Genomic DNA, 26,245 nt, shown 5'->3' on the forward strand with positions numbered 1-26,245 from the left:
CGGGCAGCTTTGCCCGGCGCAGCACTTACGAAAAATACTGCTGCAATAGCGGCGCGTCATGATCCTGGTTTGCTGGCGGCACGGTGTTGATAGGCTGCGTACGGAATGGGATCACCTGCGCGCGGCCATCGGTTTTCACTATCTGGTAGAACTGCGGCAGGTTAAAGTTGATAAAACTGGAGCCATACGTGAAGCGATCGTGCGATGACGAATAGAAGCGACTGACGTCGCGCACCAGTTCTTCCTTGCTACCTTCGCAGTGGTGATACACTTCCGCCCGGTTACTTTCATCCAGAATATAAATATTAAAGCCTTTCTCATCGCCCGTTTCTTCAAAGAAGAACTGGATAATCCCTTCGCTGGCGAAGCCATCCACCACTGACGGCAATTTCACCTGGTTGGTTTCCACCTGTACCGACAGCCCGTGCAGCTTGTTATGCGAAATCGCGCCGTAGAATTCGATAGCGTTCTCCAGCTTCTGCACCGAGACATTCAAGCGTTCGAAGAATAGTCCCCACGTCTGCCCGGAAACCCGCAGCGCCTTGAAGCGACCGGTCTCCTGACGGGTGCTGGAAAGACGTAGCTCGATACATTCGGAGACCAGTTGCTGCACGCGGGTGCGAATCAGACCGCGAAGATGCTGACTGTAGCAGAACACTTCGACGCTATCCGGCGGCGCGGCATCCTGGTGCATTTTCCCCAGAATCGTTTTCAGCGCTTCGATCATCGCCTGCTCGCCGTTAAAGTGCAGAGTACGCACTTCGTTCCACGAGTTGCGATATAACAAGTCGATACTGCCTATCAGACAGTTTTGCTCTTCGCCAAAGCTGAAAACGTCCAGCTTACGGAAGTCAAAATGAACCACTTTATTGCGAAACGCCGCCGTCGGGTCATATTCGAGGTTAACGATAATCGCCAGATGGCGAATTTCACAGGGGCTGTAGAGCGCTTTCGGCGTCGGAGCAGGCAAGCGCAGCGGGAAATGGTGCGAAACATCGGCGACCATCTCCTGCAACTTAGGCAGGTCGACAATACCGTTGCCCTTAATAAACAGATGCGTTCGCGACGTCAGCAGGCCGTTGAACCACGCCCACGCGACCAGCTTATTAAGATAACGGTTATATTCCAGCGGCTGATGGCTGATGATGGAGTCCATGTTCGGCGCGCGGTTGTAGAGATACCAGCCTGAACGGTTGGCGCGTCCCGGCGGCACATGGATAAAGGTTAAATTCGGCTCGGACAGATCCGGCGATATCTGCGGGTTCACCAGCGTGACTTTACCCGGCAACGCTTCAAAAGCCGCGTACAGCTTACGCGTCAGTACGCCGATATCCTGCGGGCTGGCACTCACGCTGAGGTTGTTGCGCCGCGCAAAGCGAATCAGATTACGATAGCTCTGCATCATGGCGTCGAGCAATTCGTTGTGGGCTTCGCGCACCTGATCGATTTTCCAGTTTGCGCGATTATCGAGCATGGTCAGACGCGCGTCGTCCCATCCCCACTCGCTGACTAACTGGCTTAATACTTCCCGACGCCAGCCTACGCAGGCACGCTCGCGACTTAATTTCTCGCACACTTTCAGGTAAAAGCAGCGGCGGACTAAATCCAGCCGCGTCGGATCTTCAATCGCCGTCAGGTATTCAGTGACCCGTTCCAGCATCATGCAGTAGGGATCGAGTCCAAACGATACGATTTCACCGTCATGCAGACGTTGTTTAATATCTTTCGCCAGCAGACGTGGGTTGGGATATTCCCATGAGTAGGCTTCCAGCAGCAGCGTTTTCAGCACCGCTTTGTACGGCGAGTCAATGCTCTTGTATAGCTGCCACAGGCTGGCGCCAAAGTACTCTTCGGCGGAGAGCGAGCTTAAGCCTCCCAGATCCAGCCATTCGTTTGGCGTTAATACGCCCTGCGCGTAGAGCGTCATGACATAGTCGTCGTAATGCTCTTCTTCGTCGCACGGCACCATACTCCACAGGATACGCTTCCCGGCCAGGCGCACAGCGGTACGATAAAACTCATCAAGCAACAGGATATGCTGCGTAGAACCACAGTCTTCCCCGCCCAGACTGCCGCTTTCGTTATGGCGGAAACGGTTCTCGTCGATCAGGAAGAAGCTCACCTCAACGCCAAGCGAGGCGGCCCAGCTTTCCAGCAGGCTACACTTACGTTGCAGCAACTGACGCTCTTCACCGTCGAGCCAGGACTGATGGCACACCCAGATATCCAGGTCGGACGAGCAGCTCTGCCCGACCGAGGAGGTGCTGCCCATGGTGTAAACACCGGTAATCGGCAGCTCGCCCTTCGGCGGGTCCTGCGGCGTCATACCGCGGTACAGCTCAAGTTCGTTCAGATAGTGGCGTTGGGTTTCATCAGGCGTGTAGAAGCAAATACCGCTGGGAACGTTACCATCAAGGTAACCCGGCATCAGTGGATGGTGATAGTGCAATAATGTCGGCAGAAGACTGTAAACCTGCTGAAAAGCGGGTCCCATGGCAGCAAGCGCGCGATCCACACGCAGTTGATTTATGGCATCCAGTCTCTGTTTCAGAGTCTCAATATAGAGGTACAAGACGTATCGCCTGATGTTGCTACCCGTCATGGTGCAGGTCAGTACTTGACCGTCGCCATTCGGGATAAACCGTATGTCAAAAATAACCGTTACCCTTTCTCGCCTGCATATTTTTATCTAATACCGACGAAAAAATGGTCTAAAACGTGATCAATTTAACACCTTGCTCATTGACCGTAAAGAAAGATGCGCTACATACAAGTGTAGCACCGTTCGCTGCGTGTAAATTCTTAAATACGGGCTGGCGGTTTCTCGTCATTATTCACTGTCATTGACGACACTGCGCCTTATCCTCTCACTCACGGTGACCGGAAAACTAACATACTCTCTATAAGGATGTTAGGATGGTCAATGATTGATAATGACGGTAACAAGCATGTTAGACAATGTTTTAAGAATTGCCACACGCCAAAGTCCCCTTGCGCTTTGGCAGGCACATTATGTCAAAGACGCATTGATGGCAACCCATCCGGGACTGACGGTAGAACTGGTGCCGATGGTCACACGCGGCGACGTGATTCTCGATACTCCCCTGGCGAAAGTGGGCGGTAAGGGACTGTTTGTTAAAGAGCTTGAAATCGCGCTGCTGGAAAAACGCGCTGATATCGCCGTGCACTCTATGAAAGACGTTCCGGTGGCCTTCCCGGACGGTCTCGGTCTGGTGACCATTTGCGAGCGCGAAGATCCGCGCGACGCGTTTGTCTCGAATAAATATCACAGTCTGGACGATCTGCCCGCGGGTAGTATCGTCGGGACGTCCAGTTTGCGTCGTCAGTGTCAACTGGCGGAACGCCGTCCGGACCTCATTATCCGTTCGTTGCGCGGCAACGTCGGCACACGTCTCGGCAAGCTGGACAACGGCGACTATGACGCCATTATCCTGGCCGTGGCCGGTCTGAAACGCTTAGGTCTGGAGTCGCGCATTCGCACAGCCTTGCCGCCCGACGTTTCGCTTCCTGCCGTAGGCCAGGGCGCCGTCGGGATTGAGTGTCGTCTTGACGACGCGCGAACGCAGGCGCTGCTCGCACCGTTGAATCACTCGCAAACCGCGCTGCGCGTAACGGCGGAACGCGCTATGAACACCCGCCTGGAAGGCGGTTGTCAGGTGCCGATTGGCAGCTATGCAGAAATCATCAACGGTGAAATTTGGCTACGCGCGCTGGTTGGCGCGCCGGACGGTTCGGTGATGGTGCGCGGCGAACGTCGTGGTTCTCCCGAGCAGGCGGAGCAAATGGGCATCTCGCTTGCAGAGGAACTGCTGGAAAACGGCGCACGCGCGATTCTGACGGAAGTTTATAACGGCGAGACGCCCGCATGAGTATTCTGATCACCCGCCCCTCTCCCGCAGGGGAAGCATTAGTGAGCCGTCTGCGCGCACTGGGGCAGGTGGCCTGGAGTTTTCCACTGATTGAATTTGTCGCTGGTCGGGAGCTACCCACTCTGGCCGACCGCCTGGCGACGCTGACGGAAAACGATCTGGTTTTTGCCCTTTCACAGCACGCTGTCGCCTTTGCTCACTCCCAGCTCCAGCGGGATGGTCGAAACTGGCCTGCGTCGCCGCGCTATTTCGCGATTGGCCGCACCACGGCGCTCGCCCTTCATACCGTTAGCGGGTTCGATATTCGTTATCCATTGGATCGGGAAATCAGCGAAGCCTTGCTACAATTACCTGAATTACAAAATATTGCGGGCAAACGCGCGCTGATTTTGCGTGGCAATGGCGGCCGCGAACTGCTGGGCGAAACCCTGACAGCTCGCGGAGCCGAAGTCAGTTTTTGTGAATGTTATCAACGATGTGCGAAACATTACGATGGCGCGGAAGAAGCGATGCGCTGGCATACTCGCGGCGTAACAACGCTTGTTGTCACCAGCGGCGAGATGTTGCAACGGCTCTGGTCGCTGACTCCCGAGTGGTATCGTGAGCACTGGTTACTACGCTGTCGGCTATTGGTCGTCAGTGAACGTCTGGCGCACCTCGCCCGGGAACTGGGCTGGCAAGATATTAAGGTCGCTGATAACGCCGACAACGATGCGCTGTTGCGCGCATTACAATAACTCTCATAATGGGATGCCATAATGACGGAACAAGAAAAATCCTCCGCCGTGGTTGATGAGACCAGGGAGACCGTGGAAACCACGCCACAGCCAGTTAATACCGAGAAAAAAAGTAAGAACGGCGCCGCGCTGGTATTAAGCGCGGTGGCGATCGCGATTGCCCTGGCGGCAGGTATTGGGCTTTATAGCTGGGGGAAACAGCAGGCAACCGCGCAAACGGAAACCAGCGATGCGCTGGCGACGCAACTAACCGCCTTGCAAAAGGCGCAGGAGAGCCAAAAAGCGGAGCTGGAAGGGATTATCAAAAAACAAGCGGCGCAGTTAGATGACGCAAATCGCCAACAGGCGGCGCTGGCGAAACAGCTTGATGAAGTACAACAAAAAGTCGCCACCATTTCCGGCAGCGATGCTAAAACTTGGCTGCTGGCGCAGGCTGATTTCCTGGTGAAACTCGCCGGACGCAAGCTATGGAGCGATCAGGACGTCACTACCGCCGCTGCGCTGCTCAAAAGCGCTGACGCCAGTCTGGCGGACATGAACGACCCCAGCCTGATTACCGCACGACGCGCGATTACTGACGATATCGCCAGCCTGTCATCCGTTGCGCAGATCGACTACGACGGCATTATTCTCAAGCTCAATCAGCTCTCTAACCAAATCGATAACCTGCGTCTGGCGGATAACGATACCGATGGTTCGCCGATGGATTCAGACAGCAGCGAGCTGTCCAGCTCGCTAAGCGAATGGCGCGTTAACCTGCAAAAAAGCTGGCAGAACTTTATGGACAGCTTTATTACCATTCGCCGCCGCGATGATACCGCCGTACCGCTGTTGGCGCCCAACCAGGACGTCTATTTACGCGAAAATATTCGCTCCCGCCTGTTAGTCGCCGCGCAGGCCGTGCCACGCCATCAGGAAGAAACATACCGTCAGGCGCTGGATAACGTTTCGACCTGGGTTCGCGCTTATTACGATACTGACGACGCCGCGACAAAAGCCTTCCTGGAGGAGGTCGATAAATTAAGCCAGCAAAATATCACGATGGATCTGCCGGAAACCCTGGGAAGCCAGGCGATCCTTGAAAAACTGATGCAAACCCGCGTGCGTAATCTGCTGGCGCAACCGACAGTCTCTACGGCAGCGCCTGCCACGCAGACAGACGCTCCGGCAGCCGCGCCGCAAGGAGAATAATGATGCTAAAAGTATTATTGCTCTTTGTGTTGTTGCTCGCGGGTATCGTGGTCGGCCCGATGATAGCCGGTCACCAGGGCTATGTGTTAATCCAGACCGATACCTACAACATTGAAACCAGCGTCACCGGCCTGGCGATCATTCTCATCGTCGCTATGGTGGTGCTATTCGCCATTGAGTGGTTACTACGCCGTCTGTTTCGTACCGGCGCGCACACCCGCGGTTGGTTTGCCGGTCGTAAACGCCGTCGCGCTCGCAAGCAGACCGAACAGGCGCTGCTGAAGCTGGCGGAGGGCGACTATCAGCAGGTTGAAAAGCTGATGTCAAAAAATGCCGACCATGCTGAACAACCGGTGGTAAATTATCTGCTGGCGGCAGAAGCGGCGCAGCAGCGCGGCGATGAAGCGCGCGCTAATCAGCACCTTGAACGTGCGGCAGAGCTGGCGGGGAACGACACCATCCCGGTCGAGATCACGCGCGTGCGCTTACAGCTGGCGCGCAATGAAAATCACGCAGCGCGTCACGGCGTGGACAAACTGCTGGAGGTCACGCCGCGTCACCCGGAAGTTCTGCGTCTGGCGGAGCAGGCCTATATTCGCACCAGCGCATGGAGTTCTTTACTGGATATCATCCCATCCATGGCGAAAGCGCACGTCGGCGATGAAGCGCATCGCGCCATGCTCGAACAACAGGCGTGGATAGGACTCATGGATCAGGCGCGCGCCGAGCAGGGCAGCGAAGGATTACGCACCTGGTGGAAAAACCAAAGCCGTAAAACCCGCCATCAGGTGGCGCTGCAGGTCGCAATGGCCGAGCATCTGATCGAATGTGACGATCATGATATGGCGCAGCAGATTATCATTGACGGTCTGAAACGCCAGTATGACGATCGGCTGGTGCTGCCCATTCCTCGCCTCAGAACCAATAATCCGGAACAACTGGAGAAAGTGCTGCGCCAGCAAATCAAGACGGTAGGCGATCGCCCGCTGTTATGGAGCACGCTCGGCCAGTCGCTAATGAAACACGGTGAATGGCAGGAGGCGACCCTGGCTTTCCGCGCCGCGCTGAAACAACGCCCGGACGCGTATGATTATGCCTGGCTTGCCGATGCGCTTGATCGACTGCATCAACCGGAAGAGGCCGCCGCCATGCGGCGCGACGGCCTGATGCTGACATTACAGAACAATCCCCCGCAGTAATTCCCTCTTGCCCGGTGGCGCTTCGCTTACCGGGCTTACCGCCTACACAAAATCATTCGGGATGCATAAAAAAACGCCTGCCCGGTTAAGGGGCAGGCGTCAAAACAGGTCTGTATGACAACATAAAGGGGTGCTTCACTCAACGTTGTGTCCAGGGTGTTTGATGAGGCGTAAGCGACATCTGTCAGTGGACGATAAGCACCGTAAACGGCTCTGCATCATTCCTGAGTTTATGAGGCCAGAAGGCGAACATAAGAGATGGAATGAGCATCTACCCGTACATTATTGCACATAACGTGCCATCTTTGTACCGCTAAAAAACAGGCGCAGGCATTAAAAAAACGTAGAGAATTCACGCGATTGTCATCCCCCCGCCGCTGGCGAGGTTTTAGCGTGTCGCCCGGTGGAGACAGAACAGGATGCTTTTTACAAAGTGATTATAAATCAATAGATTACTCGTCACCGAATAGCGACAAATGAAGCCTGGGATATCGCCAACAAATCATAATGGCAACACGTGCGGGATAAGGGGTTGAAAAGGAACAGAAAACAAAAAACCCCGCCGAAGCGGGGTTCAAAATTGGTCGGCGAGAGAGGATTCGAACCTCCGACCCACTGGTCCCAAACCAGTTGCGCTACCAAGCTGCGCTACTCGCCGATATACTGCTTTTTTGAATTTTTAGTTCAATTCATTGAGTCGTGGTGCGAGGGGGGGGACTTGAACCCCCACGTCCGTAAGGACACTAACACCTGAAGCTAGCGCGTCTACCAATTCCGCCACCTTCGCGTTTCACAACTCTATATTAATGGGGTGGCTAATGGGATTCGAACCCACGACAACTGGAATCACAATCCAGGGCTCTACCAACTGAGCTATAGCCACCACTGAAACTTTTTACGCGGTATTAAACCACCGCAGCTCAAGCACCTAAATAAATGGTACGCCCGACAGGATTCGAACCTGAGACCTCTGCCTCCGGAGGGCAGCGCTCTATCCAGCTGAGCTACGGGCGCTTAGCGCCGTTGCGGGGGTGGATAATACGGACTTCACACCCCGCTGTCCAGTGCCTTTTTAAATAAAATGCGCGTTTGGTTATGCTTTGCGCATTTTGGCGCTTATTCCCCCACCTTGTGGGCGGTTCCGTGACGATTCAGGCCGAAAACTTTGTAGACCAGCGTGACGGCCAGCAGGAAGATGATGCCGACAAACAGCGACATGCGCGTATCTTCATTAAAGTACATGCCGATTAAAACGCAAACCAGAAACGCCATCGTCAAATAGTTCGCCCACGGAAACATAATGGAACGAAAAGGATGATCCGCAATCGCTTCTTTATGCGCCCGACGAAAGCGCAGTTGGCTAATCAGAATGACAAACCACGGCACCATCCCCGGCAGTACGCTGGCGCTATAAACGTAAACAAAGACGCGCTGCGGATTGGGGATGATGTAGTTCAGGCAAGAACCTACCAGCAAAATCAAAATAGAGAGCGCCACGCCCGCGACCGGCACGCCGTGGCGAGAGACTTTCGCGACTGCCGCCGGCAGTTGACGGTTTTTCGCCAGCGCGTAAAGCATACGCCCACAGCTATACATTCCGCTGTTACAGCCGGAGAGCGCCGCCGTCAGCACGACAAAGTTGATAATGCCTGCCGCGGCGGTGATGCCGATTTTCGCGAAGGTGAGCACAAAGGGGCTGCCGTTGCTGCCAATCTCATTCCACGGGAAAATGGTGACGATCACGAAAATCGCGCCAACATAAAAAATCAGGATACGCCACAGCACTTTACCCACCGCGCTACGCAACGTCACCTGCGGATTCTTCGCTTCACCGGCGGTAATACCGATCAACTCAACCCCCTGATAAGAGGCCACCACGATACACAATGCGGTCAGAAAGCCTTTCCAGCCGCCGGCAAAAAAGCCGCCATGCTCGGTCAGATTACCAAAGCCAATCGCCTGGCCGCCGTTACCAAAGCCGAAGAAAATCACCCCCAGACCGATGATGATCATCACAATAATCGTGGTGACTTTGATCATCGCAAACCAGAACTCGATTTCACCATACAGGCGCACCGCAGCCAGATTCGCCAACGCGACCAGTCCGACGGCAATCAGCGCCGGTATCCACTGCGCCATCTCCGGAAACCAGAACTGGACGTAGACCCCAATGGCGGTAATTTCCGAGATCCCGACCGCCATCCACATAAACCAGTATGACCAGGCGGTAAGATAGCCAAAAAAAGGACTCATATACCGGTGGGCGTACACGGCAAAGGAGCCGGTAACAGGTTCCAGAAAGAGCATCTCCCCCATCGAACGCATGATGAAAAAGACGAACAATCCGGCGATGATATACGCCAGCAGCACTGACGGGCCCGCCCATTTCAGCGTACTGGCGGCGCCCATAAAGAGTCCGACGCCGATGGTGCCCCCGAGGGCAATCAATTCAATATGACGAGCTTCCAGCCCACGCTGTAGCTCCGGTTTTTTCTCTGCCATAAATCCTCATGTCGTGTTTGCAACGGTTCCGGTAGTACCGGTTATTGTTATGGGTACATCGATTGTTGCGAATATTTTCTTAAATTTGGACAAATGGCAAATGGAGCATTAAAAAAATGCACTTATTGTGTAAGAAATCATCGATTATGTTGTAAATGAGCAGCGCCATAAGCACAATCCGCTGCTCAAGTCATCAGAAGGGAGAATTAGAGATCGCCAGTATAGTGCCAGCGAAGGTAGCGCAGCAGACGCATCTGGCGGGTAATACGCTTCGGTTGCGAAAGCAGACGATACAACCACTCCAGCCCCAGGTTCTGCCATATTTTTGGGGCGCGTTTAACGTGACCGGTAAACACATCATAGGTCCCGCCCACCCCCATATATAACGCATGGGGATGCACTTCCCGACAATCGCGCATGAGTAATTCCTGTTTTGGCGATCCCATCGCGACGGTGACAATTTTCGCGCCGCTGGCATGGATACGCGCAAATAGCGCCTGACGCTGCTCCGGCGTAAAGTAACCGTCCTGGCTACCCACAATATTGACGTTCCACTGCGTCCGCAGTTTTGCTTCCGTCTGTGCCAGCACCTCAGGCTTGCCGCCGACAAGAAATACCGGCGTGCCTTCTTTCCCCGCGCGCGCCATTAACGCTTCCCAAAGGTCGGCGCCAGCCACACGAGAAACCTGCGCCTGCGGAAATTTTTTACGTATTGAACGCACCACGCTGATGCCATCGGCATATTTAAATTCCGCCGCCGCTATCAACGCGCGGACTTCCGGATTATCTTCCGCCGTCAGCAGCTTTTCGGCGTTGATCGCCACCAACGTGCCTTGCTTCAGTTGACCATCGGCAAACAGATAATTCAGCGCGTGTGACATGTCGCGCCAGCCAATCAGAGGTAACCCGCGCAGCGAGTAAAGGGGCGCAGCGGCATTATTGGTCATAGTTTTCCTTCCACCTGTGCCTGAGGGAGCGAAGTTGTACGTTTATGAATCAGTCCGGCGCTATCAAATAACCAGAACAGAAGCTTAGCGACCAGCAGGCTGGCGCCAAAAACCACCAGGAAGAAAACCACGCGCGAAACAAACGAATCCAGCCCTTCTCGCGCCAGCACAATCATATTAAAGATGGCGCCAAAGCAGAAACTGTGCAGAATCGCCGCCTTATAGCGATTGGGCTCCCGGTTACCCAGTTCATACAGCCAGTCGAACCATTTGATAATCAACCCGACAACGATCGCGCCGAGCGGAATAAACAGCGCCCCGCCCATGACCACCAGCGATCCGATAAGCGTTGGCGATATCGCCAGGCCAGAATGGTTGTTCAGGACTTCCCAAGTGAAGTAATTCGCAGAATTCAGCACGATGCTGGGTCGTCCCGGCCATAACCAGGTGGGAATAAAGACGTAGAAATCACGCACGATAGGGGCCAGCCCCTGAAACTCGATATTGTGGTAATTTTGCAACAGCAGCGCCAGATTCTCCCACGGCGAAAAGGTATCGCGCGTTAGATAAAGAAACGTATAGAACGCCTCATCGCCGCTCACATTTAATCCGTAGCGTTTGAGCGCCAGCCAGAACATACCGACAATCCCCAGCACGCCCGCCGCCGCCAGCATCCACAGGCTGATCCAGCCCCGAATAATGCCGATAAACAGGAAGATAGCAAACGCAATAATGATGTTAGCGCGCGTGCCGCCGACAATCATGTAGGTCAACAGACCAAACGCGACGGTGCTCACCAGAAAGAACAGCCACGCTTTGCTGTCCTGGCGCAGGAAATAGACCACCAGCATCGCCGGAATGAAGAAATAGAAGAACCGTTTTAACGCCACGCCGGAGACTTCGCTGGAAAAGATCTGGCTGTAGGAGTGCAGCCGGAACAGCAAAAAGCCGTTATGCATAAAGAAAATCGCCACGCTCACCAGCGCGATGCCCATCAGGATCACCCAGGTAAGGTGGGTTTCCACCCGGTTCATGGTAAATAGCGGCTTGCGTGGTACATCCACAACGCGTTTGCGTAAACGCGTTTTATAGGTCACGTAATACACGCCGTAGAAACAGGCGGCGGATAATAGAGCCTGCAATAAGATTTCCGGCGGCGCGACGCCAACGTCGAAACGAAATACCAGCACGCTGGTTAGCGGAAAACCAAAAAAGAAGGTCAACAAAAACAGCAACGAAAAGAAAACGTTGAAGTTAAAACGCACGCGGCGGAATTCAAACCAGGTCAGCGTGGCGATAAACAGCGTAGAGAGCAGCCAGACCACCAGCAGCCCGCTGAATTGCATTAAACTCATTCGGCTTCTCCTGCGGCGATTCTCAACGCATTATGCCACGGTTGCAGGTAGTTGGGGCTAAAGAAGGTGATGCCGCTTTTATCTACCGATGCGAGCTGACGCTGCGCCTCGCGCACGACCTGCTCATTAAGATCGTCCGTGGTAAATAGGACGGGCAGATGCTGTTCCGCCATATCCTGCCAGAAAGGATTGTCGCGATTCAGTACGCACGGGATATCGGCCTGAATTAGCAGACACAACGTCCCGATCCCCTGTTGGCGGGCAAAAATAAAATAACCGAGGTCGCACTGGCGCAACAGCGCAAGATAGGCATCAAATTCCATTTTTTCGCTAAGAATTTGTAAATTTTCGGCGCTAAATAGCGCCAGACCGGCCTGACGAACCTCATCAATATAGTCCTGGTTATTGGCCGGATAGCCCATCGGCACCACCACGTTTACCGTGTCGCCAAACTGCTGATACACCGCCCGTAACGCCGCAATGTGTTGGTTACTACGATCGCCGGAGTTCCCTACCAAAATGGTCAATTTCCCCGCACGTTGGCGCTCTTTTGCCATAGCATTCAGGGAAGGGTCCATGCGCGTCGGGAAATAGAGCAACTCGCCGCGTACGTCCGGATGCTGACGCGCAAAATAGCTGAGATCGCCGCGCGTCGCGAATACGCCCCCTACTCGCCCCTGCGCGATACGACGAAGCGGGTAGAAAAGGCGGAATTTCAGCCCGTGGGACACTTCGTAGAGATCCGCGCCCCAGATATGCCAGTAAAACTGAGCTGGCTTAATACCGCCGCTTAACAGCGCCAGCCACAGGCTGGTGTTGAACTGACCGTGAAAGAAGAATCTCTGTCGACGATTTGCTTTCGCTTTGGCGATGACCGCCTGCGCCAGCGCTTTCTTACTGCCATAAAAACGAAGCGAGAGCGCCGGACAGCTTTCCGTGAAGCCGTTATCCTCGCCGGCAACCATAAATTCGCGCGCGTGCTCGCTTGTGGCGGCCAGCGTATCATTGAAAAACCGCAGCACGGTGTGGTTATGGTGAGGGATATCCGATCCCAGGACGTGAATCAGTACAGTCATGCTCGCCTACGCCAGAGTAAAAATACGCCGCAACAAAGTGAAAAATAGACAATATAGGTGGCCATATAAGCCTGTGCCGCACCCAGCGCGCCGTGAGCGGGAATCAGCCAGTGAGCGAACGCCGTTAACAGAATGAACTGACTAATTTCGGCCAGAATGTAAAATCGCAACGACGCTTTGGCAATCACCAGATAACCGAAAACATAGGCGCCGACTTTCAGCACGTCGCCCACTAACTGCCAGGCGAACAGATCGCGCATCGCGGTGAATTTGGCGGAAAAAAGCAGCCAGATAGCAAAATCGCGCAGTAGCCAGACGGTAAAACTCGCCGCCGCAACCGCCGGTAAAACAAATTTCAGCGCTTTTACCACTTCACGCGTAATGTCCTGTTTTTCCGTCAGGCGTGAGAGCGTGGGTAACAGGTAAACGCTGAAGGAGGCGGTGATAAATTGCAGATAGGCGTCAGAAATACTGCTTACGCCCTGCCAGATCCCGACATCGCTCCAGCTATAGTGCGCGGCCAGTTGGTTTCGCATCATCACATAGGCAACCGGCATCGTAACGGAGGTAATCAGCGCCATCAGGGTAAATTTACTGAGCTGCCCTGCCAGACCGTTGTCCCAGGAGGGCTTGAGATAGCGTAGCGGGACGGTGCCGCGCTTAATCAGTATTATACCGGCTGGCACTACCACCAGCGCCGGCACCAGCGCCAGACCAAGCAGAGCACCTTCATAGCCGCCGACACGGTAGCAGAGATACCAGGCGGCGACGCCCAAAAAGCTGCCGACAATTAACGATAAGGCATTACCCGACGCGTCACGAAAGCCCTTCATTAGCGCCAGCAGCAGGTTCGCCCAGGCGATCCCCATTTGTACCAGCGCAACCAGACGCACCAGCCCTTGATAGTCCGTATGACCGAACAATCCCTGGCTAATCGGCGCCGCCGCCAGCAGGAAGACCAGCGCTAGCAGCGTAGAGAACCCCAATACCATCGCGGAGGAGGTTCCCACCACGGTACGTAACTGCGCCGGGTTATCATGATGTTGTGCGACAAGTTTGGTAACGCCGTTAAATATCCCGGCGCCAGCCAATACGCCCAGCACGGTAATCATCTGGCGGAAGTTACCCGCTTGTCCGACGCCCGCCGGACCAAAAGAGACGGCCAGTAGTTTCACCACCAGCAGTCCGGCGCCAATTTTTACCAGCGTACTGACCGCCGTCCACAGGGAGGCTTTAGCAAGCGACATATCAGGAGAAATAATTTAGCAAGGTAGTAATCACCGTTCGTTGATCGACGGGCGCAAGGTTATAAAACAGCGGCAGACGCAGCAAACGTTCGCTCTCTTTTGTGGTGTAGATATCGTCCCCGATAAACTCGCCGAATTTATCGCCCGCCGGACAATCATGCAGCGGAATGTAATGGAATACCGCCATGATTTCCGCCTCTTTCAGGAAATTAATCAGCGCGCTGCGATCGGCGATATCCCGCAGTTTGATGTAAAACATATGGGCATTATGCCCGCAGTTTTCCGGAATAGAAGGCAGCTTGATACGCCCGGCGCGCGCCAGCGGCGTTAACGCATCGTAGTAAGTCTGCCACAGCGACAGACGCTGTTGATTGATACGATCGGCGGCCTCCAGTTGCGCCCACAGGTAGGCAGCCTGCAGATCGGACATCAAATAACTGGAGCCGATATCCCGCCAGGTGTATTTGTCCACCTGACCACGGAAGAACTGGCTACGGTTGGTGCCTTTTTCGCGGATGATCTCCGCGCGTTCAATCAGCGTACGATCGTTGATCAGCGTCGCGCCGCCTTCGCCGCCAGCGGTGTAATTTTTGGTTTCATGGAAGCTAAAACAGCCGATGTGACCGATCGTCCCTAATGCGCGCCCTTTGTACGTGGACATCACACCCTGGGCGGCATCCTCGACAACGAACAGATTATACTTATCCGCCAGCGCCATGATGACGTCCATTTCACAAGCGACGCCAGCGTAGTGTACCGGCACGATAGCGCGGGTTTTATCAGTAATCGCCGCCTCAATCAGCGTTTCGTCAATATTCATCGTATCCGGACGAATATCGACAAACACAATTTTCGCGCCGCGCAGGACAAAAGCGTTAGCGGTGGAGACAAACGTAAAGCTCGGCATGATCACTTCATCGCCGGGCTGAATATCCAACAACAGAGCCGCCATCTCCAGCGATGCGGTACAGGAAGGCGTTAGCAACACCTTCGCGCTGCCGAAATGTTGCTCCAGCCACTGCTGGCAACGACGCGTAAAGCCGCCGTCGCCGCACAGTTTGCCGCTGCTCATTGCAGACTGCATGTATTCGAGTTCGGTTCCCACCACCGGCGGCGCATTAAAAGGAATCATGTTGTCACCTGTATAACCAGTACGCAGTGCTTTCGATGTTGGCACCGCTTTGTATGTAACGTTTAAGCGCGGCGGTGTTGCCCAACTGGGTCGCCACCCGCAATGTTGCTTTGCCGCGACTCTGCGCCCAACAGATCGCCGCCTGCATAAGTTCCGCTCCCGCGCCGCGTCCGGCCAACAGGCCAATGCGCGCGTCGGTATCATTCAATTCCCGCAGCGAGACGTAACCGCGGATAGCGCCTGTCTCCGTGCGAAGCACCAGGCATTGGTGATCAAACGTGCCGCGTACCGCATTCTCAATCCACTGGGCGTAAAAACGGGCGCTGGCGTCGGGCGCATACCACGGCGCGCGAAAACGACTCTGCGTAAACGCCTCTCCGGCCAACTGACGCAAAGCAGGAATGTCTTTAAGGTGTGCAATTTCCGCGCCATGCTGGTCGCGATGCCCTTTTACCGGCAACGCAAAATCCACCTCGCCTTCAACCAAAGAGAATCCCAGCGATTGCAACGCCGACAGCCAGGCGATGTTTTCAGCCGGCACTTTTACCTGCACGCGTTGCCACGCCTGCAGCGCTTCTGGCGTTAATTCGGGCGCTGAGGCATCGATACGCACAATGCCGCTATTCACGCCAAAAAACGTATTTTCCCAGAGTAACGGTTCAATACTGGCGCGGACGGGCACGGAGCAACTCCAGTAAATATTGGCCATAGCCGGTTTTTTCAAGCTGACTGGCGGCGCGTTTCAAACCATCATCATCCAGCCAGCCGTTGCGCCAGGCAATCTCCTCCAGACAGGCAATTTTGAAGCCCTGGCGCTTTTCCACCGTCTGCACAAAAGTGCTCGCCTCAATCAGACTGTCGTGGGTGCCCGTATCCAGCCAGGCGAAGCCGCGGCCCAGCAGTTCAACGGTCAGCTTACCTTCCTCCAGATACATCTGGTTGATAGAAGTGATCTCCAGCTCACCACGCCCGGACGGTTTCACGCGCTTCGCATACTCGACGACCTTGCTGTCATAGAAATAGAGGCCGGTGACCGCCCAGTTAGATTTAGGCTGTTTCGGCTTTTCTTCCAGCGAGAGCGCGCGAAAATCATCGTCAAACTCCACGACGCCAAAGCGTTCCGGGTCCATGACCTGATAGCCAAATACTGTGGCACCTTCGGTACGCGCCGCGACCTGACGGAGTTTGGGGCTAAAGCCCTGACCAAAAAAGATATTGTCGCCCAATACCAGGCATGAGGGTTCACCGTTGAGGAACGTTTCGCCAATGATAAAGGCCTGCGCCAGCCCATCCGGGCTGGGCTGCTCGGCATAATGTAAATCGATACCGAATGCTGCGCCGTCGCCCAACAAACGCTGAAAGTCGCGTTTATCCTCCGGCGTGGTGATGATCAAGATCTCACGAATGCCCGCCAGCATTAGCACCGATAACGGATAGTAAATCATCGGTTTGTCGTAGACGGGCAGAAGCTGCTTTGATACGCCGCGCGTAATGGGATGCAACCGGGTACCGGAACCTCCCGCCAGAATGATGCCTTTCATTCGTTTCTCCTCCAGGAGTAAGAACCTGTCGTTTAGCGTTTCAGTCCTAAGCGTTCGCCCTGATAACTGCCATCCTGCACGGGTTTCCACCAGGCCTCATTGGCGAGATACCACTGAACGGTTTTTCGCATCCCACTTTCGAAGGTTTCCTGCGGCGTCCAGCCCAGCTCGCGGGCGATTTTCGACGCGTCGATGGCATAGCGTAAGTCATGGCCGGGTCGATCGTCGACGAAGGTAATCAGATCGTGATAATTCGCCACACCCTGCGGTTTTTGCGGGGCCAGTTCCTCCAACAGAGCGCAGATCGTCCTGACCACATCCAGATTTTTACGTTCGTTATGACCGCCGATATTATACGTTTCGCCCACCGCACCGTTCGTCACCACGTGATACAACGCACGGGCATGATCCTCTACATACAGCCAGTCGCGAATTTGCTGACCGTTGCCATAGACCGGCAATGGTTTACCCGCCAGCGCGTTCAGAATCATCAGCGGGATCAGTTTTTCCGGGAAATGGTAGGGCCCGTAGTTATTAGAGCAGTTGGTGACAAGCGTAGGCAGACCGTAGGTACGTAACCAGGCGCGTACCAGATGGTCGCTGCTGGCTTTGGAGGCGGAATAAGGGCTGCTTGGCGCATATGGCGTGGTTTCGGTGAAGAAATCGTCTGCAGTATGCAGATCGCCATACACTTCATCGGTGGAGATATGGTGGAAGCGGAACGCCGCTTTAGCGTCCGCGTCAAGCGCGGACCAGTAAGCGCGAGCGGCTTCCAGCAAGGTGTAAGTACCAACGATATTCGTTTCAATAAACGCCGCCGGGCCGTCGATGGAACGGTCTACATGGCTTTCCGCCGCCAGGTGCATCACGCTATCGGGCTGATACTGCTGGAAAACTCGCTCCAGTGATGCCCGATCGCAGATATCCACCTTCTCAAAGGCGAAACGGTCGCTTTGCGCCACCGACGCCAGAGACATCAGGTTGCCCGCATAGGTGAGTTTATCCACCACCACCACCGCGTCTGCCGTTTCATGGATGATATGCCGCACCACCGCAGATCCGATAAAGCCTGCGCCGCCGGTCACCAGAATGCGTTTCATCAGCGCCAGACTCCTTTGGTATCAACCACATAACGTTGATGAACCGCATCGCCGGGAATCGCTTTAAATTCGTCGTGATCGACCAGCATCACCAGCACATCGGCGGCGGTCAGCGCCGCGTCCAGTTTCGCCAGCGTGCAAAGTCCGTCCAATTTTTTCGGCAACTGACGGATATTCGGTTCGACGACCAGGGTTTCGCCGCTGTGCCAGCGGGCGATACTTTGCGCGATCCCCATCGCCGGGCTTTCGCGCAGATCGTCGATATTCGGCTTAAAGGCCAGCCCAAAACAGGCGATTTTCACTTCGCTGGCGCGTTTATCGGTGGCCGCCAGGCAATCTGCGACCGCGGCTTTTACCTGATCGACCACCCAGTGCGGTTTGCCGTCATTCACTTCACGCGCGGTGCGAATCAGTCTCGCCTGCTGCGGATTTTGCGCCACAATAAACCACGGATCGACCGCAATGCAGTGCCCGCCAACGCCTGGGCCCGGCTGCAGAATATTGACGCGCGGATGGCGGTTCGCCAGGCGGATCAATTCCCAGACGTTAATCCCCTGTTCGGCGCAAATCAGCGACAATTCATTCGCAAAGGCGATATTCACATCACGGAAGCTATTTTCCGTCAGCTTGCACATCTCTGCGGTTCGCGAGTTGGTGACAACGCATTCGCCCTCAAGGAAAATTTTGTACAGCGCGCTGGCGCGAGCCGAACATACTGGCGTCATACCGCCAATCACGCGGTCATTTTTAATGAGTTCCACCATCACCTGACCCGGCAGCACACGCTCCGGACAATAGGCGATATTCACGTCGGCCTGCTCGCCCGCCTGCTGGGGAAAGGTCAGATCCGGGCGCATCCCGGCCAGCCAGCCAGCCATTTGCTCCGTTGCGCCGACCGGCGATGTTGATTCCAGAATCACCAGTGCCCCTTTTTTTAATACCGGCGCAATGGATTTCGCCGCGGCTTCCACATAGGCCATATCAGGGTCGTGATCGCCTTTGAATGGCGTCGGCACGGCAATCAGGTACGCATCGGCCTCAACAGGTGTCGTCGTCGCACGCAGAAAGCCGCCTTCCACCGCCATCTTCACCACATTGCCCAACGCCGGCTCCACGATGTGAATTTCACCGCGATTTATGGTGTCTACCGCATGTTGGTTGATATCCACGCCGATAACCTGCTTCTGGCGGGAAGCAAAAGCGGCCGCAGTCGGTAATCCGATATACCCCAGCCCAATAACAGAAATGGTCGTAAAACTCATAACGATACCCGATAACTTTTTAACGCCTGTAAAATGCGCGCGCATGATTGCCCGTCACCATAAGGATTATGGGCGCGGCTCATGGTTTGATATTCATTTTCGTCGTGCAGCAGACGCATAACTTCCGCCACAATGCGCCGGGAGTCCGTGCCGATCAGTCTTACCGTACCAGCGGTAATGGCTTCCGGACGCTCTGTGGTTTCACGCATGACCAATACCGGCTTACCTAATGACGGCGCTTCTTCCTGAATACCGCCGGAATCGGTCAGAATGAGCCAGGCGTGATTCATCAGCCAGACAAAAGGTAAGTAGTCCTGCGGCTCAATCAGTACCACGTTTTCAACATGGCCGAGGATACGGTTGACAGGTTCGCTGACGTTGGGATTGAGATGCACCGGATAGACAATTTGCACATTCTGGTTCGCGGCGGCGATTTCCGCCAGCGCCTGGCAGATATGCTCAAAGCCCTGACCAAAGCTTTCACGCCGATGACCGGTCACCAAAATCATCTTCTTATTCGCGTTGAGGAAAGGATACTGCTCGGCCAGTTCAGCCTGTAATGTATCGCTCGTCAGAACGCGATCGCGTACCCAGATCAGCGCGTCGATAACGGTATTGCCAGTGACAAAAATGCGCTCATCCGGAATGTTCTCCCGCAACAGATTCTGCCGCGAGTTTTCCGTCGGCGCAAAGTGGTACATCGCCAGATGTCCGGTCAGCGTGCGGTTTGCCTCTTCCGGCCAGGGGGAATAGAGATCGCCGGTTCGCAACCCGGCTTCTACGTGCCCTACCGGAATTCGTTGATAGAAAGCCGCCAGGCTGGTAGCAATCGTAGTGGTGGTATCTCCATGAACCAGCACCACATCAGGTTTATAATCTGCCAGGATCGGCTTTAATCCCTCCAGAATTCGGCAGGTAATTTCCGTCAACCCCTGTCCCGGCTGCATAATGTTGAGATCGAAATCAGGCACAATAGAAAAAAGAGTTAATACCTGATCAAGCATCTCCCGATGCTGCGCAGTAACGCATACTTTGGCCTCGAAATGAGGATCTTTTTCCAGCGCATGGACCAGAGGCGCCATCTTAATGGCCTCCGGTCGTGTACCAAATACAGTCAGTACTTTCACATCGATTCTCTTCGAATAGACAGTAGGGGCCCAGCCCCCTACTGCAGAGGTGTTGCTAAATCGTGCGGCGACGGGTTAAGGCAACGCCCGCACCGATTAGCGCCCCAACGATACCCCACATAATCATCAGGAAGGCTCGGCGTGGGCTATCACGTTTTACCGGTTCTTCCGGCGTACGCAAATAACGATAGGTCTGAAAACGAGGGTCCAGGGTCGGCCCCACATTAAGCGTATTCAACATTGCCCGATTTTGAAAGTAGTCCAAATCGAACGCAGGGCCAACCGCTTGCAGATTTTCAAGACGCGCCTGCAACATAGGGCGACCGAGTAAAAAAAGCTCTGAGTCCGGTAATTCATCTGCCGGGACATCCGTCGCGCTACGAGAAATATTATGTTGTTCCGCAATTTTGAGCGCCTGCTCAATACTGTTTACACGACGCGAATAGATCGCTTTCGCAACCTCCTCCTGCCGTTTGACCTGGGCTTTCATCTGCACGGTACGCGCAGCCCAGGCACCTTTTAATTCATCATTCAGATGGCTCGCCGCCCGCTGGCTGGCGAATGCGACATACTGACGCAGCAGATTATTGGCGTCCGGCGCAGTTTCAGCAATCAGCTTCACATTGTCGTTGATGGCGCGTGTAAAATCGCCGGGCGTAAACTGTATGTTATTGATCAGTTCATCAAGCATCGCCGCATCAGCTTTGCTATTCCCGACCATTCGCTGCTTGTAATAGTCCGTCTGTAACCAGAAATCGCGACGCGTATCCCAGGAGGCAAGTTGCATGATGAACTCTTTATACGCTTCATCCATCACCGAGGGCTTATCAGAAGAAGCAGGATCGGTCTTAATATCCAGGTTGCGCAGAAACTGCTGCTGGGAGTAATAACCGCCCAACATATTTACGGTTGGGCGATCGGTGATCGCCGTCGCACTCCACTCCTGACGAGCAAAAAAGGTATAGGCTAACGCGATAAGGGCAAATAGCAGGCCAATGCCGATAATCCAGAATTTGCCAGCCCATAAAGTACGAAACAACCCGCGAATATCCAGTTCATTTTCAGCGCTCACCGCGCGTGCCCCCGGTAATGGTTGTGTCATCGTATCCTCATTTACTTGGTTAAGTTTGGCCGGTTCTCACGTTGCCTGCGCAGGCGACGCTTCACACGCTTAATAAATCTCGCCACCTTCCAGGCCCGCTTAATGCAGTAGCCATAGAGGAAGAATGCTAGCAAAAAGAGCACCAACATAACCCATTCAGGAACAAAATGAGAGTATTCTGCCGTTACGCCTACTCCCGCCAGAATCGCCGCTGCGAGCGTAATAAGAACAAATGCCTGGCGGGAAGTAAACCCTGCTCGCATAACCAAATGATGAATATGTTGGCGATCAGGGGAAAAGGGGCTCATCCCTTTACGCAGACGGCGATACATAATCGCCACCATATCCATCAATGGAATAGCGATAATCCATAGCGCGGTAACCGGGCTGATAGAGTGAGTTTTCCCCTGCGTCGTTTCCAGTAAGAGCCAGATGACGGTAAAGCCAATCAGTGTACTACCGGCATCGCCCATAAAGACTTTGTAACGCCGCCCCAAAATACCGAGATTAAGCATAATGTAAGGCAGAATCGCGGCGATCATGGCAAAGCACCACATTGCCAGACTAGTCTGACCATCAAACCATAAAATCAGCCCCATCGCCGCAAATGAGACGCTGGATAACCCACCCAGCAGGCCGTCAATACCGTCCACCATATTGAAAGCGTTGATCGCCGCCCATACCGCAAACAGAGTAAGGAAATAGCCAAAGGGGCCAAGCACTAACTCCCAAGGCCCAAAGATGTAACCAAGGCTACCTAAGTGAAGTTTTGCGATAACCATCATTACAACCGCAATAACAGCCTGAACCACAGCACGAATTTTTACACTGATATCAAAACGGTCATCCATCGCACCAACAAAAACCAATACACCAGCGCAAATAAGATATAGCGATAAGTGCGGTATGTAGTAATCCGAGAGGCCAAACATAAAGCAGATTCCTGCAAACACAGAAATCCCGCCGACTAATGGGATAACGCCCTGATGTCGTTTACGAAAGTTTGGTTTATCCACTAAACCAATTTTTATGGCTACTTTTCGCGCAAGAAAAATAAAAATGGTCGTGAATAAAAAAATACTGATTAGCTCAGATAAAGCGGTGAGTAACTTCACAGTGTATGTGCTCTCAGCATATATCATTTCCTTAAAGTATAATGCGTTACGCCAGCTCCTAGAAGAGACCTGTTAGAACATTACACTTTTTACCGCAAACAATGTGTATTGTGCATGGTGTTACTCTGTAGCGCATATCCCGATGACCAGTTTATATGACATGACGCCAGGATGAATCGCAAAACAAAAACGCCACGTAAAAACGTGGCGTTTTCAGGTAAAGACCAGGTTATGAGCGCTTCATCATCTCGAAAAAGTCGTCATTAGTTTTGGTCATCGCCAGTTTGTTAATGAGGAATTCCATCGCGTCAATCTCACCCATCGGATGGATGATTTTACGCAGGATCCACATTTTCTGCAGCTCTTCCTGAGTGGTGAGCAGCTCTTCTTTACGGGTACCGGAACGGTTGTAGTCGATAGCCGGGAAGACACGTTTTTCAGCGATCTTACGCGAGAGATGCAGCTCCATGTTACCGGTGCCTTTAAACTCTTCGTAGATAACTTCGTCCATCTTGGAACCGGTATCGATTAGCGCCGTCGCGATGATAGTCAGGCTACCGCCCTCTTCCACGTTACGCGCCGCACCGAAGAAACGCTTCGGACGATGCAGGGCGTTAGCGTCCACACCACCGGTCAGTACTTTACCGGACGCCGGCACCACGGTGTTGTAGGCACGCGCCAGACGGGTGATGGAGTCGAGCAGGATGATAACGTCTTTCTTGTGTTCAACCAGACGTTTCGCCTTCTCGATAACCATTTCGGCAACCTGAACGTGGCGGGATGCCGGTTCGTCAAAGGTAGACGCAACCACTTCGCCTTTCACCAGACGCTGCATCTCGGTTACTTCTTCCGGACGTTCGTCGATCAGCAACACCATCAGCACGCAGTCTGGGTGGTTATACGCGATGCTCTGCGCGATGTTCTGCAGCAGCATGGTTTTACCCGCTTTCGGCGGCGCGACAATCAGACCGCGCTGGCCGCGACCGATCGGCGAAGCCAGATCCAGAACGCGCGCCGTTAAGTCTTCGGTAGAACCGTTACCACGCTCCATACGCAGACGAGAGTTTGCGTGCAGCGGGGTTAAGTTCTCAAAGAGGATTTTGTTACGGGCGTTTTCCGGTTTGTCGTAGTTAACTTCGTTAACTTTCAACAGCGCAAAATAGCGTTCACCTTCTTTCGGCGGGCGAATCTTACCAGAAATGGTATCACCAGTGCGGAGGTTGAAACGGCGGATTTGGCTGGGGGAAACGTAGATATCATCAGGACCGGCGAGGTAGGAGCTGTCTGCAGAACGGAGGAAACCAAATCCATCCTGCAATATCTCCAGCACACCGTCGCCAAAGATATCTTCGCCACTCTTTGCGTGCTGCTTCAGGATGGCAAAAATAATGTCCTGCTTGCGCATACGGGCCAGGTTTTCCAGCCCCATACTTTCGCCGAGAGTGATCAGCTCAGAAACCGGCGTATTCTTTAATTCGGTAAGATTCATAATGGTGTGAGTTCTTAAACTTGGGGTAAATCTCGAACTTAATGTTGTGAATGGTATGGCAGGGTCATCCATGCCTGTTTACGGCTATCAACTCATGTCTGTTCGCTGTCTGGTCACAGGAAAGTACGCAGAACTGAAACGACAAGACGGAATGAGCGAAGAGCCAGGAATCTTTCCACTTCTCGTGCGAGAAAAAACGGGAAGTGACGGATAAAACCAGATTCAAACTTAATAAGGTATGTTTAATTCGAAGTCAATACTAACTTAGCACGACTCAGACCGGGCGTCCAGAGATCCTGACAATTTAAGAATAACGTAAGGACAACAGACGCCACGAAACTGCCTGATACCTTAATCATTCGTCGAATGACAGACGCCTGACCATACAGCGCCTTTGTCATTCGACGTATAAAAGGTATTACGCCAGATTGGCGTCGAGAAACTCTTTCAACTGACCTTTAGACAGTGCGCCTACTTTGGTTGCCGCCACTTCGCCGTTTTTAAACAGCAGCAGAGTCGGAATACCGCGGATGCCATATTTAGGCGCAGTACCTGGGTTCTGGTCAATGTTCAGTTTGGCAACGGTCAATTTGCCCTGATATTCGTCAGCGATTTCATCCAGAATCGGAGCGATCATTTTACACGGCCCGCACCACTCTGCCCAGAAATCAACGAGGATAGCCCCGTCCGCTTTGAGTACATCCGTGTCAAAACTGTCGTCAGTCAGGTGAATAATTTTATCGCTCATATATAACTCCACAGGAATAAGCCTGGCGTGTTGGTGTAGCATTAACCAACGAGGTGCTGATGTTAACTTCGCCAACAAAGGTTGACTTTATTTCACCGGATACGCTTTCGTAAAGCAATAGTAAGCTGATATTCTACCACACTATGAGCAAAACACATTTAACAGAACAGAAGTTTTCCGACTTCGCCCTGCACCCACAGGTGGTTGAAGCCCTTGAAAAAAAAGGGTTTTATAATTGTACGCCCATTCAGGCACTGGCCCTTCCGCTAACGCTGGCGGGTCGTGACGTTGCAGGGCAGGCGCAAACCGGTACCGGGAAAACGATGGCGTTTCTGACGTCAACGTTTCATTATTTACTTTCTCATCCCGCGATCGACGATCGCAAGGTGAACCAGCCGCGCGCGCTGATCATGGCGCCGACGCGTGAATTAGCCGTACAAATTCACGCAGACGCGGAGCCGTTGGCGCAAGCGACAGGCTTAAAATTAGGCCTGGCTTACGGCGGCGATGGTTACGACAAGCAGCTTAAAGTGCTGGAAAGCGGCGTTGATATTCTTATTGGTACGACGGGCCGACTGATCGACTACGCCAAACAAAACCACATTAACCTCGGCGCCATTCAGGTCGTCGTACTCGATGAAGCCGATCGCATGTACGATTTGGGCTTTATTAAAGATATCCGCTGGCTGTTCCGTCGTATGCCGCCGGCTGCGCAGCGTCTGAACATGTTGTTCTCCGCCACCCTGTCTTATCGGGTTCGCGAGCTGGCGTTTGAACAGATGAACAACGCCGAATATGTTGAAGTGGAACCGGAGCAAAAGACCGGCCACCGCATTAAAGAAGAGCTTTTCTACCCCTCTAATGAAGAGAAAATGCGTTTACTGCAAACGCTGATCGAAGAAGAGTGGCCGGATCGCGCCATTATTTTCGCCAACACCAAGCATCGTTGCGAAGATATCTGGGGACATCTGGCGGCAGATGGCCATCGTGTTGGTCTGCTGACCGGCGACGTCGCGCAGAAAAAGCGCCTGCGGATTCTGGATGAGTTCACCCGCGGCGATCTGGATATTCTTGTGGCGACCGATGTCGCGGCGCGCGGGTTGCATATCCCCGCCGTAACGCACGTCTTTAACTACGATCTGCCAGACGATTGTGAAGACTATGTTCACCGTATCGGTCGTACCGGTCGCGCTGGCGCCAGCGGACATTCCATCAGCCTGGCTTGCGAAGAGTATGCGCTGAATCTGCCCGCCATTGAGAGCTATATCGGCCACTCGATTCCGGTCAGCAAATACAATCCGGAAGCGCTCATGAACGATCTGCCCAAGCCGTTGCGTCTGACGCGTTCGCGTCCTGGCAATGGTCCGCGTCGTGCTGGCGCTCCGCGTAATCGTCGTCGTTCAGGTTAAGAAAAGTTATGCCATACACAAAATCATTTAGCCTGTATCAAGGCGGCAAGAAAACAAATCCCGATGAGCGTACTTT

The 26,245-nt window shown here is 53.7% G+C and carries 22 protein-coding genes and 4 tRNA genes; 5 read left to right on the forward strand and 21 right to left on the reverse strand.

Annotation, left to right across the window (positions count from 1 at the left end):
- Positions 1–25 precede the first annotated feature (25 nt).
- Complete coding sequence (cyaA, locus tag ACLJTG_RS21620) at positions 26–2,572, reverse strand: class I adenylate cyclase (RefSeq protein ID WP_000281718.1); 2,547 nt, start codon at positions 2,570–2,572, stop codon at positions 26–28.
- A 376-nt stretch (positions 2,573–2,948) separates the two neighbouring features.
- Between cyaA and hemC the strand changes: the two genes are divergently transcribed.
- Genes hemC through hemY form a run of 4 tightly spaced genes read left to right on the forward strand, consistent with a single transcriptional unit; the run spans position 2,949 to position 7,017 of the window.
- Positions 2,949–3,890, forward strand: a complete 942-nt coding sequence (hemC, locus tag ACLJTG_RS21625; RefSeq protein ID WP_001521319.1) for a hydroxymethylbilane synthase — start codon at positions 2,949–2,951, stop codon at positions 3,888–3,890.
- Positions 3,887–4,627: a uroporphyrinogen-III synthase gene (gene hemD, locus ACLJTG_RS21630; protein ID WP_021000946.1), complete on the forward strand. Its 741-nt coding sequence runs from the start codon at positions 3,887–3,889 to the stop codon at positions 4,625–4,627. The genes hemC and hemD overlap by 4 nt, the downstream gene beginning before the upstream one ends.
- A 21-nt stretch (positions 4,628–4,648) precedes the next feature.
- Entirely contained in the window at positions 4,649–5,818 is a 1,170-nt protein-coding gene (gene hemX, locus ACLJTG_RS21635) for a uroporphyrinogen-III C-methyltransferase (RefSeq protein WP_023209829.1), read from the forward strand.
- 2 nt (positions 5,819–5,820) lie between these two features.
- Positions 5,821–7,017 (forward strand): protoheme IX biogenesis protein HemY, encoded by a 1,197-nt coding sequence (hemY, locus tag ACLJTG_RS21640; RefSeq protein ID WP_023602562.1) that lies wholly within the window; start codon positions 5,821–5,823, stop codon positions 7,015–7,017.
- A gap of 581 nt (positions 7,018–7,598) precedes the next feature.
- On the opposite strand, the gene ACLJTG_RS21645 is transcribed toward hemY, so the two are convergent.
- From ACLJTG_RS21645 to trxA, 20 genes are all read right to left on the reverse strand, one after another.
- Positions 7,599–7,675: transfer RNA gene (locus ACLJTG_RS21645), tRNA-Pro, on the reverse strand.
- A 42-nt stretch (positions 7,676–7,717) separates the two neighbouring features.
- Positions 7,718–7,804, reverse strand: a tRNA-Leu gene (locus tag ACLJTG_RS21650).
- A gap of 20 nt (positions 7,805–7,824) precedes the next feature.
- Positions 7,825–7,900, reverse strand: a tRNA-His gene (locus tag ACLJTG_RS21655).
- Between the two features lie 54 nt (positions 7,901–7,954).
- Positions 7,955–8,031 (reverse strand) — tRNA-Arg (locus ACLJTG_RS21660).
- A 102-nt stretch (positions 8,032–8,133) separates the two neighbouring features.
- On the reverse strand, positions 8,134–9,519 hold the full coding sequence (gene thrP / locus ACLJTG_RS21665) for a bifunctional threonine/serine APC transporter ThrP (protein WP_001621209.1): 1,386 nt from the start codon (positions 9,517–9,519) through the stop codon (positions 8,134–8,136).
- 206 nt (positions 9,520–9,725) lie between these two features.
- Positions 9,726–10,466: a lipopolysaccharide N-acetylmannosaminouronosyltransferase gene (gene wecG, locus ACLJTG_RS21670; protein ID WP_000183617.1), complete on the reverse strand. Its 741-nt coding sequence runs from the start codon at positions 10,464–10,466 to the stop codon at positions 9,726–9,728.
- The gene (gene wzyE, locus ACLJTG_RS21675) at positions 10,463–11,821 is read right to left on the reverse strand and encodes an ECA oligosaccharide polymerase (protein WP_000055609.1); all 1,359 of its coding nucleotides are present in this window, start codon (positions 11,819–11,821) and stop codon (positions 10,463–10,465) included. The genes wecG and wzyE overlap by 4 nt, the downstream gene beginning before the upstream one ends.
- Complete coding sequence (locus tag ACLJTG_RS21680) at positions 11,818–12,897, reverse strand: TDP-N-acetylfucosamine:lipid II N-acetylfucosaminyltransferase (RefSeq protein WP_000217186.1); 1,080 nt, start codon at positions 12,895–12,897, stop codon at positions 11,818–11,820. The genes wzyE and ACLJTG_RS21680 overlap by 4 nt, the downstream gene beginning before the upstream one ends.
- On the reverse strand, positions 12,894–14,144 hold the full coding sequence (gene wzxE / locus ACLJTG_RS21685) for a lipid III flippase WzxE (protein WP_000050295.1): 1,251 nt from the start codon (positions 14,142–14,144) through the stop codon (positions 12,894–12,896). The genes ACLJTG_RS21680 and wzxE overlap by 4 nt, the downstream gene beginning before the upstream one ends.
- Position 14,145: 1 nt before the next feature.
- Positions 14,146–15,276: a dTDP-4-amino-4,6-dideoxygalactose transaminase gene (gene rffA, locus ACLJTG_RS21690; RefSeq protein ID WP_079951525.1), complete on the reverse strand. Its 1,131-nt coding sequence runs from the start codon at positions 15,274–15,276 to the stop codon at positions 14,146–14,148.
- Positions 15,277–15,280: 4 nt separating this feature from the next.
- The gene (gene rffC, locus ACLJTG_RS21695) at positions 15,281–15,958 is read right to left on the reverse strand and encodes a dTDP-4-amino-4,6-dideoxy-D-galactose acyltransferase (protein ID WP_001145154.1); all 678 of its coding nucleotides are present in this window, start codon (positions 15,956–15,958) and stop codon (positions 15,281–15,283) included.
- Positions 15,936–16,817 carry a glucose-1-phosphate thymidylyltransferase RfbA gene (gene rfbA, locus ACLJTG_RS21700; protein ID WP_000676077.1) on the reverse strand — a complete coding sequence of 294 codons (882 nt, stop codon included), beginning with the start codon at positions 16,815–16,817 and terminating at the stop codon, positions 15,936–15,938. Before rfbA ends, rffC begins: the two co-directional genes overlap by 23 nt.
- A gap of 32 nt (positions 16,818–16,849) precedes the next feature.
- Entirely contained in the window at positions 16,850–17,917 is a 1,068-nt protein-coding gene (rffG, locus tag ACLJTG_RS21705) for a dTDP-glucose 4,6-dehydratase (RefSeq protein WP_000822143.1), read from the reverse strand.
- The gene (gene wecC, locus ACLJTG_RS21710) at positions 17,917–19,179 is read right to left on the reverse strand and encodes a UDP-N-acetyl-D-mannosamine dehydrogenase (RefSeq protein WP_000011238.1); all 1,263 of its coding nucleotides are present in this window, start codon (positions 19,177–19,179) and stop codon (positions 17,917–17,919) included. Before wecC ends, rffG begins: the two co-directional genes overlap by 1 nt.
- Complete coding sequence (wecB, locus tag ACLJTG_RS21715; RefSeq protein ID WP_079951524.1) at positions 19,176–20,306, reverse strand: non-hydrolyzing UDP-N-acetylglucosamine 2-epimerase; 1,131 nt, start codon at positions 20,304–20,306, stop codon at positions 19,176–19,178. The genes wecC and wecB overlap by 4 nt, the downstream gene beginning before the upstream one ends.
- Before the next feature lie 55 nt (positions 20,307–20,361).
- A complete protein-coding gene (gene wzzE, locus ACLJTG_RS21720) occupies positions 20,362–21,408 on the reverse strand; it encodes an ECA polysaccharide chain length modulation protein (RefSeq protein WP_000193413.1) in 1,047 nt (348 codons plus the stop codon).
- An 11-nt stretch (positions 21,409–21,419) separates the two neighbouring features.
- Positions 21,420–22,523 (reverse strand): UDP-N-acetylglucosamine--undecaprenyl-phosphate N-acetylglucosaminephosphotransferase, encoded by a 1,104-nt coding sequence (wecA, locus tag ACLJTG_RS21725; protein ID WP_000771937.1) that lies wholly within the window; start codon positions 22,521–22,523, stop codon positions 21,420–21,422.
- Between the two features lie 229 nt (positions 22,524–22,752).
- Positions 22,753–24,012, reverse strand: a complete 1,260-nt coding sequence (rho, locus tag ACLJTG_RS21730; RefSeq protein WP_001054532.1) for a transcription termination factor Rho — start codon at positions 24,010–24,012, stop codon at positions 22,753–22,755.
- An 87-nt stretch (positions 24,013–24,099) separates the two neighbouring features.
- Entirely contained in the window at positions 24,100–24,183 is an 84-nt protein-coding gene (locus tag ACLJTG_RS21735) for a rho operon leader peptide (protein ID WP_134820045.1), read from the reverse strand.
- 247 nt (positions 24,184–24,430) lie between these two features.
- A complete protein-coding gene (gene trxA / locus ACLJTG_RS21740; protein ID WP_001280776.1) occupies positions 24,431–24,760 on the reverse strand; it encodes a thioredoxin TrxA in 330 nt (109 codons plus the stop codon).
- A 143-nt stretch (positions 24,761–24,903) separates the two neighbouring features.
- Between trxA and rhlB the strand changes: the two genes are divergently transcribed.
- Positions 24,904–26,169 (forward strand): ATP-dependent RNA helicase RhlB, encoded by a 1,266-nt coding sequence (gene rhlB, locus ACLJTG_RS21745; RefSeq protein WP_000047525.1) that lies wholly within the window; start codon positions 24,904–24,906, stop codon positions 26,167–26,169.
- Positions 26,170–26,245: the final 76 nt, after the last annotated feature.

The organism is Salmonella sp. SAL00672, assembly GCF_046552175.1.
GTDB classification, from domain to species: Bacteria; Pseudomonadota; Gammaproteobacteria; order Enterobacterales; family Enterobacteriaceae; genus Salmonella; species Salmonella enterica.